Below are 20,383 nucleotides of genomic sequence, written 5' to 3' on the forward strand. Positions count from 1 at the left end.
TCCGCGTACTGCCGACGACGAGGTCGGCACCGGTCCAATGGAGGACTCTCGTGAGGAGAACAACCGCGTTGGCGATCGCCGCGACGCTCATCGGCGGGGTCACCACGGCCATCACCGCGACCACACCCGCCGCCGCCGCGGAGGCGTCCCCGATCGGCTTCGCGTCGGTGAACGCGCTCGGGCAGAACGGGACCACCGGCGGCGCGGGCGGCGCGACCGTGACGGTCTCCACCGCGTCGGCGTTCATCACCGCCGTGAAGAGCAGCGCGCCGATGACCATCCGCGTCAACGGCACGATCCCGTTGAGCGGCATGCAGGACGTCGCCTCGAACAAGACGATCACCGGGGTCGGCACCGCCGGCCGGATCACCGGTGGCGGACTGGACGTCGACGGCACCAGCAACGTGATCATCCGCAACCTGACCTTCACCGGCGCGGGCGACGACGCCATCAACATCACCGACGGCGCGCACCACGTGTGGGTCGACCACAACGACATCTCGGGCGCCTCGGACGGCGCGCTCGACGTGAAGCGCGGCTCGGACTACGTCACCGTGTCCTGGAACAGGTTCCACGACCAGACGAAGAACTCGCTCGTCGGCCACTCCGACGGCAACGGCGGCCAGGACCGCGGCAAGCTGCGCATCACCTACCACCACAACCTCTTCGACGGCACGGCCGAGCGCAACCCGCGCGTGCGGTTCGCCGACCCGGTGCACGTGTTCAACAACTACTACCGGAACATCCGGGGCACCGACTCCTACGGCGCGGCGACCGCCATGGACGCGGGCGTGCTCGTCGAGGGCAACTACTTCGACAACGTCGCCGCGCCGACGAAGATCCAGATCTTCGAGTCGGACCCCGGCCGCCTGGTGCAGCGCAACAACGTGTTCGTGAACTCCGGCGCACCCGAGTCGGACGGCACGGTCGTCGAGCCGCGCACCTACTACCAGTACTCGGTGGACGACCCGAACACCGTGCCCGCCTCCGTCAGCGCCGGCGCGGGCGTCGGCAAGCTCGGCAACCCGACCCCCGACACCACCGCGCCCAGCGCCCCGAGCGGCCTGCGCGCCACGGCGTCCACGTCGTCCAGCATCACCCTCGGCTGGACCGCCTCCACGGACGACGTCGGCGTCACCGGCTACACGGTGCACCGGCAGGGCGGCGCGCAGGTCGGCACGTCGAGCACGCCGGGCTTCACCGCCACCGGCCTGGCCGCGAACACCGACCACACGTTCTACGTCGTGGCCCGCGACGCGGCCGGCAACACCTCACCCGCGTCCGGCACGGTCACCGCGCGCACGACCGACGGCCCCGTCCCGCCGACCGGCGGACCGGTGGGCTTCGCGTCGGTGGACGCGCTCGGCCAGAACGGCACCACCGGCGGCGCGGGCGGTCCCGAGGTCACCGTCACCAACGCCACCGACTTCATCGCCAACATCAAGGCCGACGGGCCGCGCGTGGTCCGCGTGCAGGGCCTCATCACCCTGCCGGCCGGCATGTACGACGTGTCGTCCGACAAGACGATCATCGGCGTGGGCTCCGCGTCGGGCATCACCGGCGGCGGGCTGAACGTCGGCCTGCCGGTGTCGAACGCGACCTCTCCCCCGGCGGACGCCGTGCACAACGTGATCATCCGCAACATGGTGTTCCGGGGCGCGAACGACGACTCGATCAACGTCCAGATGTTCAGCCACCACATCTGGATCGACCACAACGACCTGTCGGCGGGCAAGGACGGCCTGATCGACATCAAGCGCGGGTCGAGCTACGTGACCGTGTCGTGGAACCACACGCACAACCACACCAAGAACATGCTGCTGGGCCACGACGACGGCAACGGCGCCCAGGACATCGGCTACCTGAAGGTCACCTACCACCACAACTGGTTCGACAAGACCCCGCAGCGCAACCCGCGCGTGCGGTTCGGCAACCCGGTCCACGTGTTCAACAACTACTTCTTCGACAACAGCGACGTCGGCGTGGCGTGCCAGGCGCAGGCGGGCTGCTGGGTGGAGGGCAACCACTTCGACGACGTCGAGGAGCCCATGACCACCAGCTACGCGGGCCCCAAGGGCAACATCGTGCAGAAGGACAACCTGTTCACCGGTGAGTCCGGGAACCCGGTGGTGGGCGGTTCCGTCCAGGACCCGCGCACCTACTACCAGTACACGACCGACCCGGCGGCGAACGTGAAGGCGCTCGTCACCGCGGGCGCGGGCACCGGCAGGATCTGACCGCCGCGCACGACCCGGGGGCCGTCCACGACGAGGTGGGCGGCCCCCGACCCGTTCACAGGTCGTGGTCGCCGTCGTTGACGCCGGCCACCGCCGCCCCCGCGTCCGGCCGCAGGTCACCGGTCTCCAGAGGAGTGCACGGAGTATTCCGGTGCTCGCCTCCCGCCCAACGCCGTGCCCTCCATCGGGTGCGGCCGTCGCGTTCACGACGACCGCACCCGACCGGTTCAGAACGGTTGGGCGTTGGGCTGGAAGACCTGGCCGTCGGCCGGGGCCTTGAGGTTGACCAGGTAGTCGGTCACCAGGGTGTCGACGCCCGCGCTGTCGCCGAGGATGCAGTGCCCGAACGCGTCCACGCTGACGAGCCGCGCGTTGCCGAGCTGCGCGGTCATCCGCTTGGAGAACTCGTACTGCGTGGCCGGGTCGTAGTAGTTGCCCACCACGACGACCGGGTTCGGCGTGCGCTTGTTCCACGGGCCCGCCCAGCGGTCCGGGCGCGGCACCGGCCAGGTCGGGCAGGTCAGCAGGTCCGACGCGGCCTGGTAGCGGCCGAACGTGGGCGACTCGCGCTCCCACTTCGCGGCCAGCACCGGGAACAGCTGCGGCACGCGCAGGAACGGCTTGTCGGTGCAGTTCACGCCGTAGTACGAGTCGTCGTACTCGTACGGGGTGTCGGCGGTGATCCCGGCGCGGATGTCGGCCAGGCCGCGCCTGTTGTTCAGCGGCGGCAGCAGGGCTGCCTGCTCCTGCGCGGAGAACGTCGCCGCACCGGGGTGCAGCACCGCGTAGACGCTCTGGAGCCACGCGGCGAGCGCCTTGAAGCGGGTCGGCGCGTACAGGTCGCTCGCGACGCGGCCGACGTAGCCGGACAGCGTCACGACCTCACCCGAGGGCAGCGCGACCGGTTCGGTGCGCAGGTGGTCGCGGACCTCGTCGAACTTGGCGCGCGGGTCGCCCTCGCTGTAGGCGCACTTGTCGCCCTCGGCGTCGCAGCGGTCGAGGAACGCGTCGAGCGCCAGCTCGAAGCCGCCCTTGGCTCGCTGCCGGTCGTACTCCGGGCCGTTGGTGGTGCGCAGCTTCGGGTCGACGTTGCCGTCCAGCACCAGGGCGCGGGACTTCGACGGGAAGATGTTGGCGTAGGTCGCGCCGAGCAGCGTGCCGTAGGAGAAGCCGACGAAGGTCAGCTGCCGGTCGCCCACGCCCTGCCGGAACAGGTCGAGGTCGCGCGCGACGGCCTCGGTGGACATGTGCTGGAGCAGCGGACCGGCGTTGCGGGCGCACGCGTCGGTGTAGTCGACGGTGGCGGCCATCGTGTCGCGGATCTCGGTGCGGGTGATCGGGATGGCCGACATGCGGCCGAACACCTCGTCGGCCTCTTCCAGGGTCTGGAAGCAGCGCAGCGGCGTGCTGCGGCCGACACCGCGCGGGTCGAAGCCGATGAGGTCGAACCGCTTCATGACCTCGGGCTGGAAGAACGAGCCGCCGTAGGCGGAGTAGATCAGGCCCGCGCCACCCGGACCGCCCGGGTTGATGAACAGCGAGCCGATCCGGTTGGCCTGGTCCTCGGCCGGGCGCTTCATCAGCGCGACCGTGATCTTGGGCCCGCGCGGCCTGGCGTGGTCGAGCGGCACGGGGTGGTTGGCGCAGCTGACCTTGGCGCGCTCGGCCGCGGGGATCTCGGCGAGCACGTCGTCGGCGCAGGTCGACCACTGGATGGGGGTCGCGCCCTGGGCGTGCTGGGCGTCTTGCGCGGTGGCGGAACCGGTTGCGACCAGGCCGGAGAGGGCGGTGCCCGCGGCCACGGTCAGAGCCAGTGCTCTGAATCTGAGTTGCATGGGGTGGTGCTCCCTCGCTTCACTCGGCGTCGCCCCTCAGTGACTCCGCGACGCCACCGCGCGAGGCTTTCACTGGTTCGTGGTGAGCAACACCCGCAGAACGGAGGATTCGTGTCCGGCAAACGGTTCCTCCCCGGCCTCGAACTGTCCCGGCGCTTCTACCGCGAGGCGGTCGAACCGCTGGTCAGGGCGCACTTCGGGGAGGTTCCGCACAGCGCGGCGCTGATCGGTCCCGGGTCGGAGGTGCTGGGCTTCGACACCGAGCGCTCCGCCGACCACGAGTGGGGTCCGCGCCTCCGGCTGTTCCTCGACCCGGACGACCCGCGCGCCGGGGACGTCCGGGCGGCGTTGTCGGAGCACCTGCCGACGGTGTTCCTGGGCTACCCGACGCACTTCGCCGGCGGTGACGGCGAGGGCGCGAGCGCGGTGCCGGCGCACACCGACGGCCCGGTGGCGCACCGCGTGGAGGTGACGGACCTGGGCACCTGGTTCGACCGGCGGCTCGGGTTCGACCCGCGCGCGGGCGTCACCACGGCGGACTGCTGGCCGCGCCGACGCAGCGGCTGGCGGAGACCACCGGGGGCGGGGTGTTCCACGACGGGCTGGGCAGCCGGCGGCGGCGCGCGACGCACTGGCCTGGTACCCGGACGACGTGGGGCGGCACGTGCTGGCCTGCCAGTGGCTGCGCGTGTCGCAGGAGGAGGGCGTTCGTGGGCCGCTGCGCGAGGTGGGCGACGAGTTGGGCTCGGCCGTGGTCGCCGCCCGGCTGGTGCGGGACCTGATGCGGCCGCGGTTGCTGCTGGACCGCCGCTACCCGCCGCACTCGAAGTGGCCGGGCATCGCGTTCGCCCGGTACGCCGACCCCGAGGTGGCGGCGCTGCCGCTCGTCGGTGCCGTCGACCAGCACGTCGACAGCACCGACGTGCTCTCCCACCCGACCCGCCCGGCCGCCCTCCGCCTCCCCCGACCCGCGCGAGTCGTACCCCCAGCCCCCGGGAGTCGTACGTCCAAGCCCCCTGAGTTCTACACTCGCGAGTAAAGAACTCAGAGGTCCGGGCGTACGACTCCCGGGGCGCGAACGTACGACTCGCGCGGGTCGGGGGTACGACTCGCGGGTGGGTCAGGCGGCGGCGCGGGCCAGGGAGAGCGCGAACCGGCCCTCGGCGTCGGTCCACCAGCGGTGGAGCTCGAACCCGGCGGCGCCCAGCTCGCGCTCCACGCCCTCGCGCCGGAACTTCGCCGACACCTCGGTGCGCAGCTCCTCGCCCTCGGCGAACGTCACGTCGAGGTCGAGCGCGGCCACGTGCGCCTCGACGGGCCGCACGGCCCGGAGCCGCATCTCGATCCACTCCTCCTCGGCGTTCCACAGCGCGACGTGCGCGAAGTCGTCCGGGTCGAAGTCGGCGTCCAGCTCGCGGTCGAGGACGCGCAGCACGTTCCGGTTGAACTCCGCCGTCACGCCCCGGGCGTCGTCGTAGGCGCGGACCAGCACGTCCGGGTCCTTGACGAGGTCGGTGCCCAGCAGCAGCCACTCCCCTTCGTCGAGGACGTCGCGCACCGAGGAGAGGAACTTGGCGCGCTCCTCGGGGATCAGGTTGCCGATGGTGCCGCCGAGGAACGCCACCAGGCGCGGCGACGTGCCGGGCAGCAGGTCGAGGTGCTCGGTGAAGTCACCGACCACGCCGTGCACGTGCAGGCCCGGGTAGTCGGCGAGGATCGCCCGCGCCGCCTCGACCAGCGCCGACGACGACACGTCCAGGGGCACGAACTCGCGCAGCGAGCCCTGGTCGCGCAGCGCGCTGAGCAGCAGCCGCGTCTTCTCCGACGAACCGGACCCCAGCTCGACGAGGGCGTGCGCGCCGGTCGTCGCCGCGACCTCCGCCGCCCGCTCCAGCAGGATCTCCCGCTCCGCGCGGGTCGGGTAGTACTCGGGCAGTCGGGTGATCTCCTCGAACAGCCGGCTGCCGACCGCGTCGTAGAACCACTTGGGTGACACCCACTTGGGGTACGCGGTCAGCCCGGCCCTCGCCTCGGCGCGCAGCGCGACCGCGGCGTCCTCGGGCGTCAGGTGCACGTCCAGCACAGGCTCGGTCATCCTCGTCCAATCGGTTGAACGTCCACTGTAGACACATCAGCCGCGACGACGCACCCGTCGGGGACCTCGCGCCAGCGCGGGTCGTCGTCGAGCGGCTCGGAGGCGAGCGTCACCGCGCCGCCACCCGCGCGCACCCACAGGGAGTGGGTCCACGTGGTGCCGACGAGCGCGGTCCCGTCGGTGAGCAGCAGGTTGAGCCGGGAGTCGGGTGCGGCGGCGGCCACGTCGGACACCACGCCGGCCAGCGCGGCGGCGGGGCCCTCGCCCGCCGCCAGCCGGGACCGCACCAGCGCCCACAGCAGCGCCGAGTCGGTCGGCGCGTCCAGCGTCAGCAGCGCGGCCGTGGGCAGCGCCCGCGCGAGGTCCACGACGGACTCCGGCCAGTCGGCGACGCGGCCGTTGTGGCTGAACAGCCACCGGCCGTCGGTGAACGGCGCGCACGCGGTGTCGGCCACCGGCATGCCCACCGTCGCCGACCGCACGGCGGCCAGCACCGCGCCCGACACCGTCACCCGGCACAGCTGCGCCAGGTTCTCGTCCGACCAGATCGTGCCCGCCCGGCGGTAGCGCACCGCCGGACCGCCCGGCGCGGGGTACCAGCCCACGCCGTAGCCGTCCACGTTGACCGTGCCGCCGCCGCGCATGTCCCCCGGCGCGTACGACTGCCGCACCAGCGAGTGCGGCGGGTCGTGCACCAGGGCGGACACGGGCACGGCGGGACCCAGGTAACCCAGGTGGCGGCACACCGTCAGGTCAGCTCGTCCCGCTCCGCGTCCCGCGCGCAGCGGAACCCGGCGAAGATCTGCCGCCGGATCGGGTAGTCCCAGTTGCGGAACGTCGAGCGCACCGCCGACGCGTCGCTCCCGAACGACCCGCCGCGCAGCACCTTGTGATCCGGTCCGAAGAACACCTGCGAGTACTCGGCGTACGGGAACACCTCGAAGCCGGCGTAGCCGCGGAAGTCCGAGCTGGTCCACTCCCACACGTCGCCGATGAGCTGGTGCACGCCCAGCGCCGACGCGCCCGCCGGGTACGCGCCGACCGGCGCCGGCGACAGGTGCCGCTGACCGAGGTTGGCGTGCGCCTCCGTCGGCTCCCCGTCACCCCACGGGTAGCGGCGCGACCGGCCGGTGGCGGGGTCGAAGCGGGCCGCCTTCTCCCACTCGATCTCGGTGGGCAGCCGCTTGCCCGCCCACCTCGCGTACGCCTCGGCCTCGTGGAAGCAGACGTGCACCACCGGCTGGTCGGGGTCGACCGGCGCGGTGACCCCGAACGCCGTGCGGAGCCACCGGTCGCCCTGGCGCTCCCAGAAGCGGGGCGCGTGCAGGGACGCCTGCCGGGCGTGCGCCCAGCCCGCCTCGCTCCACCAGCGCGGGTCCCGGTAGCCGCCGTCGGCGATGAAGTCGGCGTACGCGCCGTTCGTGACGGGCGCGGTGTCGATGAAGAACGGGTCCGTGACGACCCGGTGCGCGGGCCGTTCGTTGTCCAGCGCCCACGCCTCGGTCGAGGTGCCCATCGTGAACGGGCCGCCGGGCACCAGCACCTCGGCCGGTCCGACGGGGCCGCCGCGCGGCGGTGGCGGGGCGTCCAGCACCGGGTCGCCGACGCGCAACTGGTGCGTGGCCAGCATCGTCTCGGCGTGCTGCTGCTCGTGCTGCACGATCATGCCGAACGCGAACCCGCCGTCGAGCAGCCTGCGCCCCTCCAGCGGGCTGCTCTCCAGCACGTCGAACACCTTGTCGCGGACCTCGCCGACGTACCGGCGCGCCTCGGCGGGGCCGAGCAGCGGCAGCTCCGGGCGGGCCGAGCGGGCGTGCTTGAACGCGTCGTACAGCTCGTCGATGTCCTGGCGGACCGGTTCGCGCCCTCCCACGTCGCGCACCAGCCAGAGCTCCTCCTGGTTGCCGATGTGCGCGAGGTCCCACACCAGCGGCGACATCAGCTTCGAGTGCTGGCGCACGAGGTCGTGGTCGTCGACGGCGTCGGTGAGGAGCCTGCTGCGGTCGCGCGCCCTGGTGAGCTGGGCCGCGACGTGGTCGCGCAGGGCCCCGGTGGTCGTGGTGCCCGGTCCGGTCGTCTCCCGTGCGGTCATGAACGGCCCCCTCCGGTCTCGTCCTCGCCGGTCTTGTCGTCGATCGTGCGGTGCAGTTCGGCGGCGATGGCCGCCGTCTGCTCGTCGGTCAGGTCGGTGTGGCACAGCGCGGCGCAGCCCAGGTCGACGACATCGCGCGCGGCACGGGCCAGCACCGGGTCCCGCAGGCCGTAGCGCGCGGCGGCGAGCCAGCGGCCCGCGGCGGTCTCGGTGGCCGCGAGCACGCCGTCCACCGTGTCGGGCGTGCTGAACAGCGCGGCCATCAGCACCACCGGCGGCAACCACCCGCCGTCCGGCGGGGTGTCGAGGTAGCGGACCTCCAGGTAACCGCGCGGCCGGACCGGCGGGAACTGGAGCGTCAGGTGGTAGTCGAGGTCGTCGCGGGTGGCCGGCCGGTCCAGTGCGCCGGCGACCCAGTCGGCGAAGGTCAGCGGGTGCGGCGGTGCCCAGTCCGGCCCGGGTCTGCGGATGGCGATGACGGGCGTGTCGAGGACGCGCCTCGCCCAGGCACGCGCCGGGTCCGCGCACACCGCGGCGGGGCGGGTGCGCACGGGATCCGTGGCGTAGAGCGTGCGCATCCGTGCGCTGGCCCAGTCCGTGCGGCGGCCGTTGACGCCCGGCGAGTTGGCGAACAGGGCGTTGAGGACGGGACCCAGCGCGTGGACGGCGGCCCAGCGCTTGGGGAGGTCCTCGGCGTGGCCGAAGTCCAGGCACACCTGGAGGCCGGCCGTGCTGCACATCATCGTGATGCCCTCGGGCCCGAGGGGGGCGAAGGCGCGTTCCATCGCGGCGTAGCGGGGTACCCGGAGCATGCGACGGGGTGGGCGGAACGGGTCGGCGCCCCGTTGCCCGAGGCGCAGTCCGGCGGGTTCCAGCAGCTCCCGGAGGTGGGTGACGTCCTCGGCGACGACGGTGAGGAGGTCGGTCAACGACTCGCGGGGCGGGGTGGAGATCTCGACCTGTCCGCCGGGCTCCACGGTCAGCGGGGTGCCGGACGGCAACGGTCGCTGGGGGCTGTCGGGGACCAGGGTCGGCGGGGCGTGCTTGCCGAGTGCCGACGCGAGGGTCCTGGCGTCGAGCGGTCGGGCCGGGTCGTCGGCGTGGTGGACGGTGAACTCCAGTTCCACTCCGAGCAGTCTCGGAGGCCCGTGCTTGAAGCAGACCGAGGCGACGTAGGCCTCGGCCTCGGCGCGGTCCCGGAACACCGCGGGCGCGGGACCGGGGGCCGGTGTGTTTCGGACAGCAGTCAACGGCGTCACTCCCCGTGATCTTCGTCGTCCGTTCGACGCTACACGGGGGGACTGACACACGCAGGAGGCCGAAACCCTTGCGGATCAATGACATGTCGGTGCGCGAGGCGCACCCGGTCGGGCGAAACGGAATTGTCGGACTCGGGCGGGAGGACGGACACCGGGGGTTCCCCGGCGCGTCACCCGCCGTCGAGGCCGCAGCCCGCCACCGGCAACCTCGCCGGGCCGGCCGCCGGTGGCCGGCCTGCCGGGCGCACTTCGGCTTCCGCGCGGGCGCGTGCGCTCACGTGCGCCCACGGGCGGCGGTGTCCGCAGGACCTCCCCGTGCCCGGTAGGACCCGGCTCGGACGCGGAAGGCGTCGATCGACGCCGGCACGTCCAGCGCTATCCGCTCCAGCAGCCCACCCCTCGGCCCGCCCCACGGCTCGGTGAACGAGGAGCGCAGCCTCCCCCCGTGCCCCGCCCGGAACGGCACGAGGCGCACCGCCGCCTCCCGCGCCGCCTCGGCCAGGGCCTCGCACTGCCCGGCCATCACGTCCGCGTCGCCGACCTCGGCGTGCAGCGCCGCCTCGTGCACGAAGTACCGGACCGCCGTCCGCTGCCCGTCGCCGGCGTCGCCGTCACCCAGCGCCAGCGCGTACGCGGCCGTGCGCAGTGGTCCCGGCACGCACAGGGTCTCGAACACGACCACCCCGGCACCGGCTTCCCGCACGCCTTCGGCGGTCGGCGCCGGCCCGGCGCCGACCAGCCGGATCAGGTCGATCAGGTCGGGCCCGCGGCGGAAGCGGTCCGCGGTGGACGGTCCGCCCCCCGCCCGGCCGAGGCCCGCCACCAGGCGCAACGACGGTCGGACTTCCTCACCAGCGGTCACGGTGGGTCACCGTAGCGAGGACGACTCCGGTGGTCCGAGCCCGACGCGGCAAATGCACACCAAAGGGGACATGCCCAAGCCGTACGTACTGATTGGATTTCACAGTGCGGTACTGGCAACATCGACCGGTGCCCAGGGTGAGCCAGGACCACCTCGATGCCCGTCGCCGCCAGATCCTCGACGGCGCGCGTGCGTGTTTCGCGCGCTTCGGCTACGAAGGCGCGACCGTCCGCCGCCTGGAGGAGGCTACCGGCCTGTCCAGGGGTGCCATCTTCCACCACTTCCGGGACAAGGAGTCGCTGTTCCTCGCGCTCGCCGAGGACGACGCCCTGCGGATGGCGGAGGTGGTGGCCGAGCAGGGGTTGGTGCAGGTGATGCGCGACCTGCTGTCGGCGCCCGGCCCCAGCGACGCCGAGCACCCGGCCGACTGGTTGGGCACCCGCCTGGAGGTGTCGCGCCGGCTGCGCACGGACCCGGAGTTCCGGGCCCGGTGGGCGGAGCGGTCGCGGCAGTTGACCGACGCGACGCGGCAGCGGCTGGCCCGCCAGCGCGAGGCGGGCAACCTGCGCGACGACGTGGACGTCGACGTGCTGACCTCGTTCCTGGAGCTGGTGCTGGAGGGCCTGGTGTCGCACCTGGCCATGGGCCTGCCGGCGGACGACCTGGAGCCGGTGCTGGACCTGGTCGAGGAGAGCGTCCGCAGGCACCGCCGGACCGGCTGACGGGCGGCGTCACTCGGAGCAGTCACCGTTGGGCCGGGGTCGCACGGGCGCGCGACGCCCTAGTATCGCGCGCATGGCTGACCCGCGTCCTGCCCACGTGCACCGGGTGCGGGTGCGCCCGGTCGACTGCGACCGCCAGGGGATCGTCCACGCCTCCCGCTACGCCGTGTTCTTCGAGGCGGCGATGGTGGAGACGCTGCGGTCGCTGCTCGGCTCCTACCGGGAGCTGGAGCGGCACGGCGTGGACTTCGTGGTGGCCGAGACGTCGATCCGCTACCTGAACCCGGCGCGGTTCGACGACCTGCTGCGGATCGGGGTGCGCGTCCGCACGCTGGGCACGACGACGCTGACCATGGGGTTCGACGCGGACGTGGACGGCACGCCGGTGGCGACGGGCTGGAACCGGTACGTCTCGTTCGGCACGCCGGAGCTGCGCAGCACGCCGATCCCGGAGGACTTCCGCAAGGTCCTGGAACGCCGCCCGGCGGCCGGCCGCACGGCGCGCGCCACCAGGTCCGTGCCCACGCCCCGGGGCTAGGTCCGTGCCCGCACCCCGGGGGTGAGCGCGGCGCGGACCGCGTGTCCCGCGCCCGCGCCCTCGGCACGCGCGACCACCCGCCCCGCCTCGACGCGCACGGCGACCTCGGTCTCGTCGCTCACCGCGGGCACGCCGGCCGCGCGGGCGAGGGCCGAGGTCTCGTCGCAGACCACCGCGACGCGGGGCCAGGCGGCGGCGGGGAACGCCTGCCGCAGGCACGAGGTGAGCTGCGTGACGGTGAAGCGGGCCAACGGCGCCAGCTCCCCCGGCTCGCCGGTCACCACCGCCACGGTGACCGGTCCGCCGCCCCGCGCCGCGTCCTCGGCCGCGGCGAGGCGGTTGAGCCCCAGCACGACGACCACGCCGTCGGGTCCGGGCGTCACGGGCGCGTCGCGCACGAGGTCGACGCCGACCGGCGGGTCCCACGGCGCGTCGAACGTGGTCACCGGCGGTCCGGCGGGGGGCACCCACCAGTCGGTGAGGTCCAGCCCGGCGAGCTGCTCGCACGCGCTGACCACGTCGAACGGTTCGCCGAAGCCGGGGGCGGCGCCGGCGAGCTGGGACGCGCCGTGCAGGGTCGTCAGCACCGCCTGGGCGTCGCGGGACAGGCGGTGGTGCGGCGCGCCCGGCGTGCGGGTGACGGGGTCGAGGGCCTCCATGGCGAGGGCGAGCAGCAGGGCGTCGAGCGCGAGCAGCTGGGCGAACGGTCGTCGCGTGACCTCGTCGGCGGTCACCTCGGGCAGGAAGTCGCGGTGCAGCGGGTCGTGGGCGAGGGAGGTGACCCAGGCCCGGGCCAGCGAGCCGAGTGAGCCGCGCAGGTCCTCGCCCGCGCGGGCGGACGGCGGGGCGGCGGCCCGTGCGGCGAGGTCGGCGAGCACCGCGAAGTAGAGGGCGCGCTTGCCGGGGAAGTTCGAGTACACCGCGCCCCTGGTGAGGTCGGCGCGCTGGGCGATGGTGTCGATCTTGGCGTCGCGGAACCCGCGCTCGGCGAACTCCTCCCGTGCCGCCGCGAGCACCCGTGCCCGGTTGCGCTCCTGCGTCTCGGCCCTGCTCAGCCGCACCGCCGCACCCCCTCGTTGCCCCGCGTCGTCGGCTCACGATACCGTCGACATCCAGATGACAAGAACATCTGATTTGAACATCCGGAGGATGCGTTGACCGTTCCCGAGATCGACCCCGCCGACCCCGGCGTGCTGCTCGACCCGTTCACCGCCTACGGCGCGGCGCGCGAGGACTCCCCCGTGGCGCGGATGCCCGTGCCCGGCCTGGGTTCGCTGTGGATCGTCACCCGGCACGGCGACGCCCGCGCGATGCTCACCGACCCGCGCTTCGCGATGGACGCCAAGAGCTACCTGCGCCCGCCCGGCATCCCCGAGCACTGCCTCCGGTACATGCGCACGATGTCCGAGCTGGACGGCCCCGAGCACACGCGGCTGCGCAGGCTCGCCTCCCCCGCGTTCACCGCCCGGCGCGCCGACGCCTTCCGGCCCCGCTTCGAGCGGATCGTGGACGGGCTGCTCGACGCGCTGCCCGGGGGAGAGGTGGACCTGCACGCCCACCTCTCCCGCCCGCTGCCGATGGAGGCGATCTGCGAGCTCGTCGGCATCCCCGACGCCGACCGCACCCGGTGGCGGGAACTGGGCGCCGCGGTCGCCGCGGGCTACGGCGACGGCACGGCGTTCACGAAGGCCGTCCCGGAGATCGTGGAAGGCGCGCGGGCCGCCGTGGCGCGGTGCCGGGCCGAACCGGGCGACGACCTCCTCTCCGAGCTGCTGCGCACCCGGGCCGAGGACGGTGACCGGTTCACCGACACCGAACTGGTCGCCCTCGTGTGGCACCTGGTGCTGGCCGGGCAGACGCCGACGAACCTCGTCACCAACGCCCTGCACGCGCTGCTCGCGCACCCCGACCAGCTCGCCGCGCTGCGCGCCGACCCCGACCTGCTGCCCGGCGCCGTGGAGGAGCTGACCCGGTGGGTGGGGCCGCAGCTGCTCACCACGCCCCGGTACACGACGGAGGAGGTGGTGATCGGGGACGTCGTGATCGGCGCGGGCGAGGCGGTGACGGCGTCGATCGTGTCGGCCAACCGCGACCCCCGCGTGTTCGACTCGCCCGACGAGCTGGACGTCACGCGCGCGCCGGGCGCCGGTCACCTCGCCTACTCCCACGGCCCGCACTTCTGCCTGGGCGCGGCGTTCGCGCGGGTCCAGACCGAGGTGGCGCTGGGCGCGGTGCTGCGGCGGTTCCCGGACCTGGTCCTGGCCGAGGAGCCCCGACCGATCCCGGACGGCGGCACGTGGCGGCTCGCGTCGCTGGTGGTCACCCGCTGACGGGAACCCGGGCACCCGTTCCCGTCCCGCGTCCTTGATCCTTCGCGGCCTCTGCGACACCGTGGGCGCATGCCGTCCACCGTGAAGAACGCAACGCTGCTGTTACTGGGGCGCGCCGCCGTCCGCGCCCACGCCCTGCTCGGCGACCCGGCCGCCCGGGTCGTCGGGATGGGTTCGGCCCACGACCCGTACGCCGAGTACGAACGGGTGCGCCGCGCCGGCGTGCTGGTCCGGAGCCGGCTGGGCCTCTACCTCACCGCGTCGCACGAGGTGTGCTCGTCGCTGCTGCGCGACCCGGGCTTCGGCGTGCTGCCGCCGAACGCGCTGGCGCCCGTGGACTCCACGGCCCACGCGGGCGGGCGACGGCTGGTGAACCCGGTCGAGGAGTCGTTCCTGGCGCGCAACCCGCCCGACCACACGCGGCTGCGGCGGCTGGTGACGCCGTGGTTCACGCCGCGCGGGCTGCGGGCGCAGGCCGCGACCGTCGAGCGCGTCGTCCACGCCCACCTCGACGAGGTCGCCGCGCGCGGGACCTTCGACCTGGTCGGCGACTTCGCGGCGCGCGTGCCGATCCAGGTGATCACGGAACTGCTCGGCGTGCCGAACGCGGACCACGCGTCGTTCGCCCGGTGGGGCAGCGCGCTGGTCAACGCGATCGACGGCGTGCGGGACATGGGCGAGATGCGCGCCCTGCACACCGCGCTGCGCGAGTTCGACGCGTTCCTGGACGACCTGATCGCCTTCCGCAGGCGCGAACCCGGCGACGACGCCGTCTCGGCGCTGGTGTCCCGCGAGGACCTGAGCCGCGAGGACCTGGTCGCCACCACCGGGCTGCTGCTGGTCGCGGGGTTCGAGACGACGGTCAACCTCATCGGCAACGCGGTGCTGGCCGTGCTCGGCGACCCCGCCGTCCGCGAACGCCTCGTCGCCGACCCGTCGCACGCGGACGCCGTGGTCGAGGAGACCCTGCGCACGGACCCGCCGGTGCAGTACACGGTGCGCGTGCCGGCCGAGTCCACCGTGATCGCCGGGACGAGGGTGCCCTCGGGCACGCCGGTGATGCTGCTGCTCGCGGGGGCCAACCGCGACCCGGCCGTCTTCGCCGACCCGCACCGCTTCGACCCCGACCGCGCGGACGTGCGCGAGCACCTCGCGTTCTCCTCGGGCATCCACTACTGCCTGGGCGCGGGCCTGGCGCGGATGGAGGCCGCCGCGGCGCTGCGCGGGCTGTTCACCCGCTTCCCGGACCTGCGACCCGCGGGCCGCGTGCGCCGCCGTCCGTCCCGCGTCATCCGCGGCGCCGCCCACTTCCCCGTCACGACGGGCACCGTTCCGGCGCACGCGACACATCGCCACCCGATGGTGGAAATCACCGGCTGAACCACGGGTCGTGGTGCAGACTGGGACCGGCGAGCAGACCCGCCGCACCGCCGCCGCGGCGGGTCCTCGCCTCTCCGCTCCGGCGCGGGACCTCAGTCCACGCCCCGCATCAGGCGGTGGATGGACTTGGTCGACGCGACCAGCGCCACGCCCAGCAGGATCGCCACGCCGCCGAGCACGCCGAAGTAGGTCACGGCCGTCTCGTCGCTGTAGAACCGCACCACGATCGCGCCCACGCCCTGGCCGGCCGCCGCCGCGAGGAACCACAGGCCCATGGTCTGCGAGGCGAACGCGCGCGGCGCCAGCTTGGTGGTCACCGAGAGGCCCACCGGGGACAGCAGCAGCTCGCCGCAGGTCATCACCAGGTACATGAGCACCAGCCACAGGAAGCTCACGCGGACCGACGGGTCGCCCTGGCTGACGATCATCATCAGCAGGAACGACAGGCCGACCAGCAGCAGCGCGTAGCCGAACTTGCGCGGCGTCACCGGCTGGCGCTTGCCCAGCTTCACCCACAGCAGCGCGAACAGCGGCGCGATCGCGATGATCATCACCGGGTTGATCGACTGGATGAACGACGGCGGGAACGTCAGGCCCAGGAAGGAGTTGTCCACGCGGGTGTCGGCGAACGCGGCGATCACCGTGGCGCTCTGCTCGAACAGCAGCCAGAACATGGCCGCCGCGATGAACAGCGGGATGTAGGCGATGACGCGCGAGCGCTCGTCCGACGTGGTGCGCGGGCTGCGGATCATCACCACGAAGTAGCCGATCGGCAGCAGCACGGAGAACAGGCTGATCAGGTTGATCACGCCCTCCGCGCCCAGCACGCCGAGCACCACGAGCAGCGCCACCACGGCCACCGCGCCGAGGGTGACGGCGGCGATGCGGCCGATCACGCGGACGCGGTCGCCCTCGGGCAGCGGGTTCGTCGGCGCGGCGGCGGAGTCGCCCAGGCCGCGCCTCCCCAGCCGGTAGACGACCAGGCCGAGCGCCATGCCGACGGCGGCGGCGCCGAAGCCGAGGTGCCAGTCGTAGTTCTCGCCCAGGAAACCGCACACCAGCGGCGCGAGGAAGCCGCCGAGGTTGATGCCCATGTAGAAGATCGTGAAGCCGGCGTCGCGGCGCGGGTCGTCCTTGGCGTACAGGCCGCCGACGACCGTGGAGATGTTCGGCTTGAGCAGGCCGGTGCCCAGCACGATCAGGATCAGGCCGGTGTAGACGCCCGCCAGACCGATCGGCAGCGCCAGCGCGACGTGCCCGAGCATGATCAGCACGCCGCCGTAGAAGACGGCCCGCTGGCCGCCCAGCACGCGGTCGGCGAGCCAGCCGCCCGCGACGCCGGACATGTAGACGGCGGCGCCGTAGATGGCGACGAGCGAGAGCGCGAAGCTCTTGTCGAGCCCGAGAGCGCCTTCGGCCGTGGAGCGGTACAGGTAGTAGGCGAGGATCGCCTTCATCCCGTAGTAGGAGAAGCGCTCCCACAGCTCCGTGAAGAACAGCGTGGACAATCCTCGTGGGTGGCCGAAGAAGCCCCGCTGCGGGGTGGAGACGGCGCTCGTGGCGCTCACTGGGTCCTCCTGATGTCAACGATGTCACCCGCGGCGTTCGGCTCACGTTACGCCGGATGGGCGTACGGTGGAAAACCGACGACCCGCCGAGTGGTCCAGTGCACACGTCCGACGCGCACACCGGACGCACGCGCCGGGGTCACGGGCCGTTGACGCCCGGCTCCCAGCTCTCCGGCCGGCCCGACTCGGTCAGCAGCAGCTGCCAGTCGCCGAACCCCACGGGCGCGTCGTGGTGCCACGGGAACCTGCCCTCCGCGGTGGGCAGGACGATCTGGAGCGCCGCGAAGTCGCCCTTGCCGTAGAGCAGGAACGCGCTGCCGAAGAACTCCGGGTAGAAGCCCTTGAAGACGCGTTCGAACGTGATGGGCACGCCGTCGAAGAAGTCCCGGTACAGCTTGCCGGGCACGAACCGCTCACCCTGCCGGGCGCGGTCGACGTAGGCGCGGATGAGCACCTGCGCGTGCTCCGGCGGCAGGCCCAGGACGACGGCCTCGGCGATGCCGAACCGGCGCCACGCGCCGACGGAGAACGAGTAGCCCGCGCCCTCGGCGTCCTCGGGCACGGTGACGACGGCGTGGCCGTGCAGCTCGGCCTGCTCCAGCAGCCAGTCGCGGAGGTCCAGTTCCTGGGGGGTGGGGGCGGTCACCACCCCATTGTGCCCGGTGTCGCGCGGGCGCGGGACGTGCCGCGACCCCCGAGCCGGTCCGGCACGGGGGTCGCGCGGACGGGGAGCGGTCAGCCGACCTCGGCCATGACCTCGTCCGACACGTCGAAGTTGGCGTAGACGTTCTGCACGTCGTCGCAGTCCTCCAGCGCGTCGATCAGCTTGAAGATCTTCCGCGCGCCCTCGGCCTCCAGCTGCACCGTCACCGACGGCAGGAAGTTGGCCTCGGCCGACTCGTAGTCGTAGCCCGCGTCCTGGAGCGCCTTGCGCACCGCCACCAGGTCACCGGCCTCGGACACGACCTCGTAGCTCTCGCCCAGGTCGTTGACCTCCTCGGCGCCCGCGTCGAGGACCGCCATGAGGACGTCGTCCTCGGCCAGCTCGCCCTTCGGCACGATCACGACGCCCTTGCGGCTGAACATGTACGACACCGAGCCCGGGTCGGCCATCGAGCCGCCGTTGCGGGTCATCGCGACGCGCACCTCGGTGGCCGCCCGGTTGCGGTTGTCGGTGAGGCACTCGACCAGGACCGCCACGCCGTTGGGGCCGTAGCCCTCGTACATGATGGTCTGCCAGTCGGCGCCGCCGGCCTCCTCGCCGCCGCCGCGCTTGCGGGCGCGCTCGATGTTGTCCAGCGGCACGGAGTTCTTCCGCGCCTTCTGGATGGCGTCGTACAGCGTCGGGTTGCCGTCCGGGTCACCGCCGCCGGTGCGGGCCGCCACCTCGATGTTCTTGATCAGCCGCGCGAAGAGCTTGCCGCGCTTGGCATCGATTGCGGCCTTCTTGTGCTTGGTGGTCGCCCACTTTGAGTGGCCGCTCATTTCTCCTCCGTCGAATCACTCAGCCCGCGGCACGGACCATGTCCACGAAAAGGCGGTGCACGCGCCCGTCACCGGTCAGCTCCGGGTGGAACGAGGTGGCGAGCACGTGCCCCTGCCGAACCGCGACGATCCTACCGGCGGCCTCGCCCGCGTCCTCGGATTCGGGCACCCGGGCGAGTACCTCCACGTCGTCGCCCGCGGACTCGACCCACGGCGCGCGGATGAACACGGCGTGCACACCGCCCACGCCGGTGAAGTCGAGGTCGGCCTCGAAGGAGTCCACCTGGCGGCCGAAGGCGTTGCGCCGCACCACGATGTCGAGGCCGCCGAGCTGGTGCTGGTCGGGCCGCCCGTCGAGCACGGTGTCGGCGAGCAGGATCATCCCGGCGCACGAGCCGTAGGCGGGCATGCCCTCCTTGATGCGCGCGCGCAGGGGTTCGAGCAGGTCGAACGTCGCGAGCAGCCGGCTGATGGCGGTCGACTCGCCGCCGGGCAGGACCACGCCGTCGACCTCGGCCAGTTCCTCCGGCCGGCGGATCGGGCGGGCGAGCGCGTCGGCCTCGGCCAGCGCGACCAGGTGCTCACGGACGTCGCCCTGGAGGGCGAGGACACCGACGACGGACACCGGACTTCCTCCTCGTGCAGATCCCCACCAGCCTAGGCGACCCGGTCGACCGCTCGCGCCCGTCCGTGGTGGCCGGACGCTAGTGGATCTCCGCCAACTCCCGGGCACCGCGGGGGGACGGGGTGCGGCGCTTCGCGCGAGGACCGGAAAGGGCCTGGTCGAGGTCGTCCCACAGGTCCTCGACGTCCTCCAGGCCCACGCTGAGGCGCAGCAGGTTCGCCGGGACGCCGGACGCCTCGCGCGCCTCGCCGGGCACGAGCCGGTGGGTGAGCGCGGCGGGGTGCTCGATGAGCGTGTCGACCGATCCGAGGCTCACCGCGGGGGTGACCAGGGCGAGTCGGCGGACGACGGCGACGGGGTCCTCGCGGGTGGCGAGGGCGAGCACCGCGCCGGGGCCGCGCATCTGCGTGCCGACGAGGCCGGCGGGGTCGGCGCCGGGCAGGCTGGGGTGCCGGACGAACTCGACGCCGGGGTGGCCGGCGAGCCTGCGGGCGAGTTCCACGGCGCCGCGCTGGGCTGCCTCGACGCGCAGCGGCAGGGTGGCCAGGCCGCGGTGCATGAGGTAGCCGCCCAGGGGGTGCAGGACGGCGCCGGTGACGATGCGGACCTGGCGCAGCGGTCCGGCGTGCTCCTCGGCGCACGCCACGACGCCGCCGAGCACGTCGCCGTGCCCGCCCAGGTACTTGGTGCCGGAGTGCAGCACGTAGGCGGCGCCGAGCGCGGCCGGGTTCTGGAGCACGGGGGTGGCGAAGGTGTTGTCCACGACGACCGGCACGTCGCCGGCCCGCGCCACGACGGCGGCGACGTCGAGCAGGTCGAGGTTGGGGTTGGCGGGCGTCTCGACGACCACGAGCCCCGTGTCGGGGGTGACGGCGTCGGCGACCCGGTCGGCGGTGGTGTACGTGGTGCGCACGCCGAGCAGGCCGGAGGACAGCAGGTGGTCGGTGCCGCCGTAGAGCGGGCGCACGGCCACCACGTGCGGTTTGCCGGTGAGCACGCAGGCGGCCTGCACGACGGCCGTGACGGCGGCCATGCCGCTGCCGAACGCGACCGCGGCGGAGGTGCCCTCCAGCGCGGCCAGCGCGCGTTCGAACCGGGCGACGGTGGGGTTGTGCAGCCGCGCGTAGACCGGTGAGCCGGCGTGGGCGGCGCCGTCCGCGAAGGCTTGCAGCGCGTGGCCGCCCTCGGCCTGGTCCGGTACCGGGTAGGTGGTGGACAGGTCGATCGGGAGGGCGTGCACGCCGAGGTCGGCGAGGTCGTCGCGCCCGCCGTGCACCGCCGTCGTTCGCAAGCGTGTCATGGCCCGATCGTGGACTTCTCGTCACCGTTCGGGGGAAACTTCCGCAGGCTGTTCG

At 73.3% G+C, this 20,383-nt stretch carries 18 protein-coding genes; 6 read left to right on the top strand and 12 right to left on the bottom strand.

Features of this window, described 5'->3' with window-relative positions:
- The first annotated feature begins 50 nt into the window (after nucleotides 1-50).
- Complete coding sequence (locus tag CKY47_RS15335) at nucleotides 51-2,237, top strand: pectate lyase family protein (protein WP_306746473.1); 2,187 nt, start codon at nucleotides 51-53, stop codon at nucleotides 2,235-2,237.
- Nucleotides 2,238-2,464: 227 nt separating this feature from the next.
- Here the strand turns inward: CKY47_RS15335 and CKY47_RS15340 are convergent, their stop codons facing one another.
- Nucleotides 2,465-4,072, bottom strand: coding sequence for an alpha/beta hydrolase (locus CKY47_RS15340; RefSeq protein WP_306746474.1), 1,608 nt, complete (start codon nucleotides 4,070-4,072; stop codon nucleotides 2,465-2,467).
- A gap of 652 nt (nucleotides 4,073-4,724) precedes the next feature.
- Between CKY47_RS15340 and CKY47_RS15345 the strand changes: the two genes are divergently transcribed.
- On the top strand, nucleotides 4,725-5,111 hold the full coding sequence (locus CKY47_RS15345) for a DUF4037 domain-containing protein (RefSeq protein WP_306746475.1): 387 nt from the start codon (nucleotides 4,725-4,727) through the stop codon (nucleotides 5,109-5,111).
- Between the two features lie 81 nt (nucleotides 5,112-5,192).
- Here the strand turns inward: CKY47_RS15345 and egtD are convergent, their stop codons facing one another.
- The 5 genes from egtD to CKY47_RS15370 form a co-directional block, all read right to left on the bottom strand.
- Nucleotides 5,193-6,167 (bottom strand): L-histidine N(alpha)-methyltransferase, encoded by a 975-nt coding sequence (gene egtD, locus CKY47_RS15350; protein WP_306746476.1) that lies wholly within the window; start codon nucleotides 6,165-6,167, stop codon nucleotides 5,193-5,195.
- Nucleotides 6,164-6,913: an ergothioneine biosynthesis protein EgtC gene (gene egtC / locus CKY47_RS15355; RefSeq protein WP_306746477.1), complete on the bottom strand. Its 750-nt coding sequence runs from the start codon at nucleotides 6,911-6,913 to the stop codon at nucleotides 6,164-6,166. The genes egtD and egtC overlap by 4 nt, the downstream gene beginning before the upstream one ends.
- A 2-nt stretch (nucleotides 6,914-6,915) precedes the next feature.
- Nucleotides 6,916-8,259, bottom strand: coding sequence for an ergothioneine biosynthesis protein EgtB (gene egtB, locus CKY47_RS15360; RefSeq protein ID WP_306746478.1), 1,344 nt, complete (start codon nucleotides 8,257-8,259; stop codon nucleotides 6,916-6,918).
- Nucleotides 8,256-9,509: a glutamate-cysteine ligase family protein gene (locus tag CKY47_RS15365; protein ID WP_306746479.1), complete on the bottom strand. Its 1,254-nt coding sequence runs from the start codon at nucleotides 9,507-9,509 to the stop codon at nucleotides 8,256-8,258. Before CKY47_RS15365 ends, egtB begins: the two co-directional genes overlap by 4 nt.
- Nucleotides 9,510-9,792: 283 nt before the next feature.
- On the bottom strand, nucleotides 9,793-10,380 hold the full coding sequence (locus tag CKY47_RS15370) for a Scr1 family TA system antitoxin-like transcriptional regulator (RefSeq protein WP_306746480.1): 588 nt from the start codon (nucleotides 10,378-10,380) through the stop codon (nucleotides 9,793-9,795).
- A gap of 128 nt (nucleotides 10,381-10,508) precedes the next feature.
- Here CKY47_RS15370 and CKY47_RS15375 point away from each other — a divergent pair, with 128 nt between their 5' ends.
- Together CKY47_RS15375 and CKY47_RS15380 are read left to right on the top strand one after the other, a co-directional pair.
- Nucleotides 10,509-11,102, top strand: a complete 594-nt coding sequence (locus tag CKY47_RS15375) for a TetR/AcrR family transcriptional regulator (RefSeq protein WP_306746481.1) — start codon at nucleotides 10,509-10,511, stop codon at nucleotides 11,100-11,102.
- Nucleotides 11,103-11,175: 73 nt separating this feature from the next.
- Nucleotides 11,176-11,640, top strand: coding sequence for an acyl-CoA thioesterase (locus CKY47_RS15380; protein WP_306746482.1), 465 nt, complete (start codon nucleotides 11,176-11,178; stop codon nucleotides 11,638-11,640).
- Here CKY47_RS15380 and CKY47_RS15385 read toward each other — a convergent pair.
- Nucleotides 11,637-12,701: a TetR/AcrR family transcriptional regulator gene (locus CKY47_RS15385; protein ID WP_306746483.1), complete on the bottom strand. Its 1,065-nt coding sequence runs from the start codon at nucleotides 12,699-12,701 to the stop codon at nucleotides 11,637-11,639. The genes CKY47_RS15380 and CKY47_RS15385 overlap by 4 nt on opposite strands.
- Nucleotides 12,702-12,794: 93 nt before the next feature.
- Between CKY47_RS15385 and CKY47_RS15390 the strand changes: the two genes are divergently transcribed.
- Nucleotides 12,795-13,970 (top strand): cytochrome P450 family protein, encoded by a 1,176-nt coding sequence (locus tag CKY47_RS15390; RefSeq protein WP_306746484.1) that lies wholly within the window; start codon nucleotides 12,795-12,797, stop codon nucleotides 13,968-13,970.
- A 69-nt stretch (nucleotides 13,971-14,039) separates the two neighbouring features.
- On the top strand, nucleotides 14,040-15,350 hold the full coding sequence (locus tag CKY47_RS15395) for a cytochrome P450 (protein WP_306746485.1): 1,311 nt from the start codon (nucleotides 14,040-14,042) through the stop codon (nucleotides 15,348-15,350).
- Between the two features lie 92 nt (nucleotides 15,351-15,442).
- Here CKY47_RS15395 and CKY47_RS15400 read toward each other — a convergent pair whose 3' ends face one another.
- From CKY47_RS15400 to CKY47_RS15420, 5 genes are all read right to left on the bottom strand, one after another.
- A complete protein-coding gene (locus tag CKY47_RS15400) occupies nucleotides 15,443-16,918 on the bottom strand; it encodes a peptide MFS transporter (protein ID WP_306746486.1) in 1,476 nt (491 codons plus the stop codon).
- A 139-nt stretch (nucleotides 16,919-17,057) separates the two neighbouring features.
- The gene (locus tag CKY47_RS15405; protein ID WP_306746487.1) at nucleotides 17,058-17,564 is read right to left on the bottom strand and encodes a DUF4262 domain-containing protein; all 507 of its coding nucleotides are present in this window, start codon (nucleotides 17,562-17,564) and stop codon (nucleotides 17,058-17,060) included.
- A gap of 89 nt (nucleotides 17,565-17,653) precedes the next feature.
- Entirely contained in the window at nucleotides 17,654-18,403 is a 750-nt protein-coding gene (locus tag CKY47_RS15410) for a YebC/PmpR family DNA-binding transcriptional regulator (RefSeq protein ID WP_306746488.1), read from the bottom strand.
- A 19-nt stretch (nucleotides 18,404-18,422) separates the two neighbouring features.
- Nucleotides 18,423-19,028 (bottom strand): pyridoxal 5'-phosphate synthase glutaminase subunit PdxT, encoded by a 606-nt coding sequence (gene pdxT, locus CKY47_RS15415; RefSeq protein WP_306746489.1) that lies wholly within the window; start codon nucleotides 19,026-19,028, stop codon nucleotides 18,423-18,425.
- A 79-nt stretch (nucleotides 19,029-19,107) separates the two neighbouring features.
- A complete protein-coding gene (locus tag CKY47_RS15420) occupies nucleotides 19,108-20,328 on the bottom strand; it encodes a trans-sulfuration enzyme family protein (RefSeq protein ID WP_306746490.1) in 1,221 nt (406 codons plus the stop codon).
- Between the last annotated feature and the right edge of the window lie 55 nt (nucleotides 20,329-20,383).

Origin of the sequence: Saccharothrix longispora (assembly GCF_030852425.1) — a bacterium.
Lineage (GTDB): Bacteria > Actinomycetota > Actinomycetes > Mycobacteriales > Pseudonocardiaceae > Actinosynnema > Actinosynnema longispora.

Bases quoted from the DNA above. Each gene is read 5' to 3' on its own strand.
- egtB (WP_306746478.1), bottom strand. From the start codon at position 8,259: ATGACCGCACGGGAGACGACCGGACCGGGCACCACGACCACCGGGGCC.
- CKY47_RS15380 (WP_306746482.1), top strand. From the start codon at position 11,176: ATGGCTGACCCGCGTCCTGCCCACGTGCACCGGGTGCGGGTGCGCCCG.
- CKY47_RS15395 (WP_306746485.1), top strand. From the start codon at position 14,040: ATGCCGTCCACCGTGAAGAACGCAACGCTGCTGTTACTGGGGCGCGCC.
- CKY47_RS15420 (WP_306746490.1), bottom strand. From the start codon at position 20,328: ATGACACGCTTGCGAACGACGGCGGTGCACGGCGGGCGCGACGACCTC.
- CKY47_RS15410 (WP_306746488.1), bottom strand. From the start codon at position 18,403: ATGAGCGGCCACTCAAAGTGGGCGACCACCAAGCACAAGAAGGCCGCA.
- CKY47_RS15340 (WP_306746474.1), bottom strand. From the start codon at position 4,072: ATGCAACTCAGATTCAGAGCACTGGCTCTGACCGTGGCCGCGGGCACC.
- egtD (WP_306746476.1), bottom strand. From the start codon at position 6,167: ATGACCGAGCCTGTGCTGGACGTGCACCTGACGCCCGAGGACGCCGCG.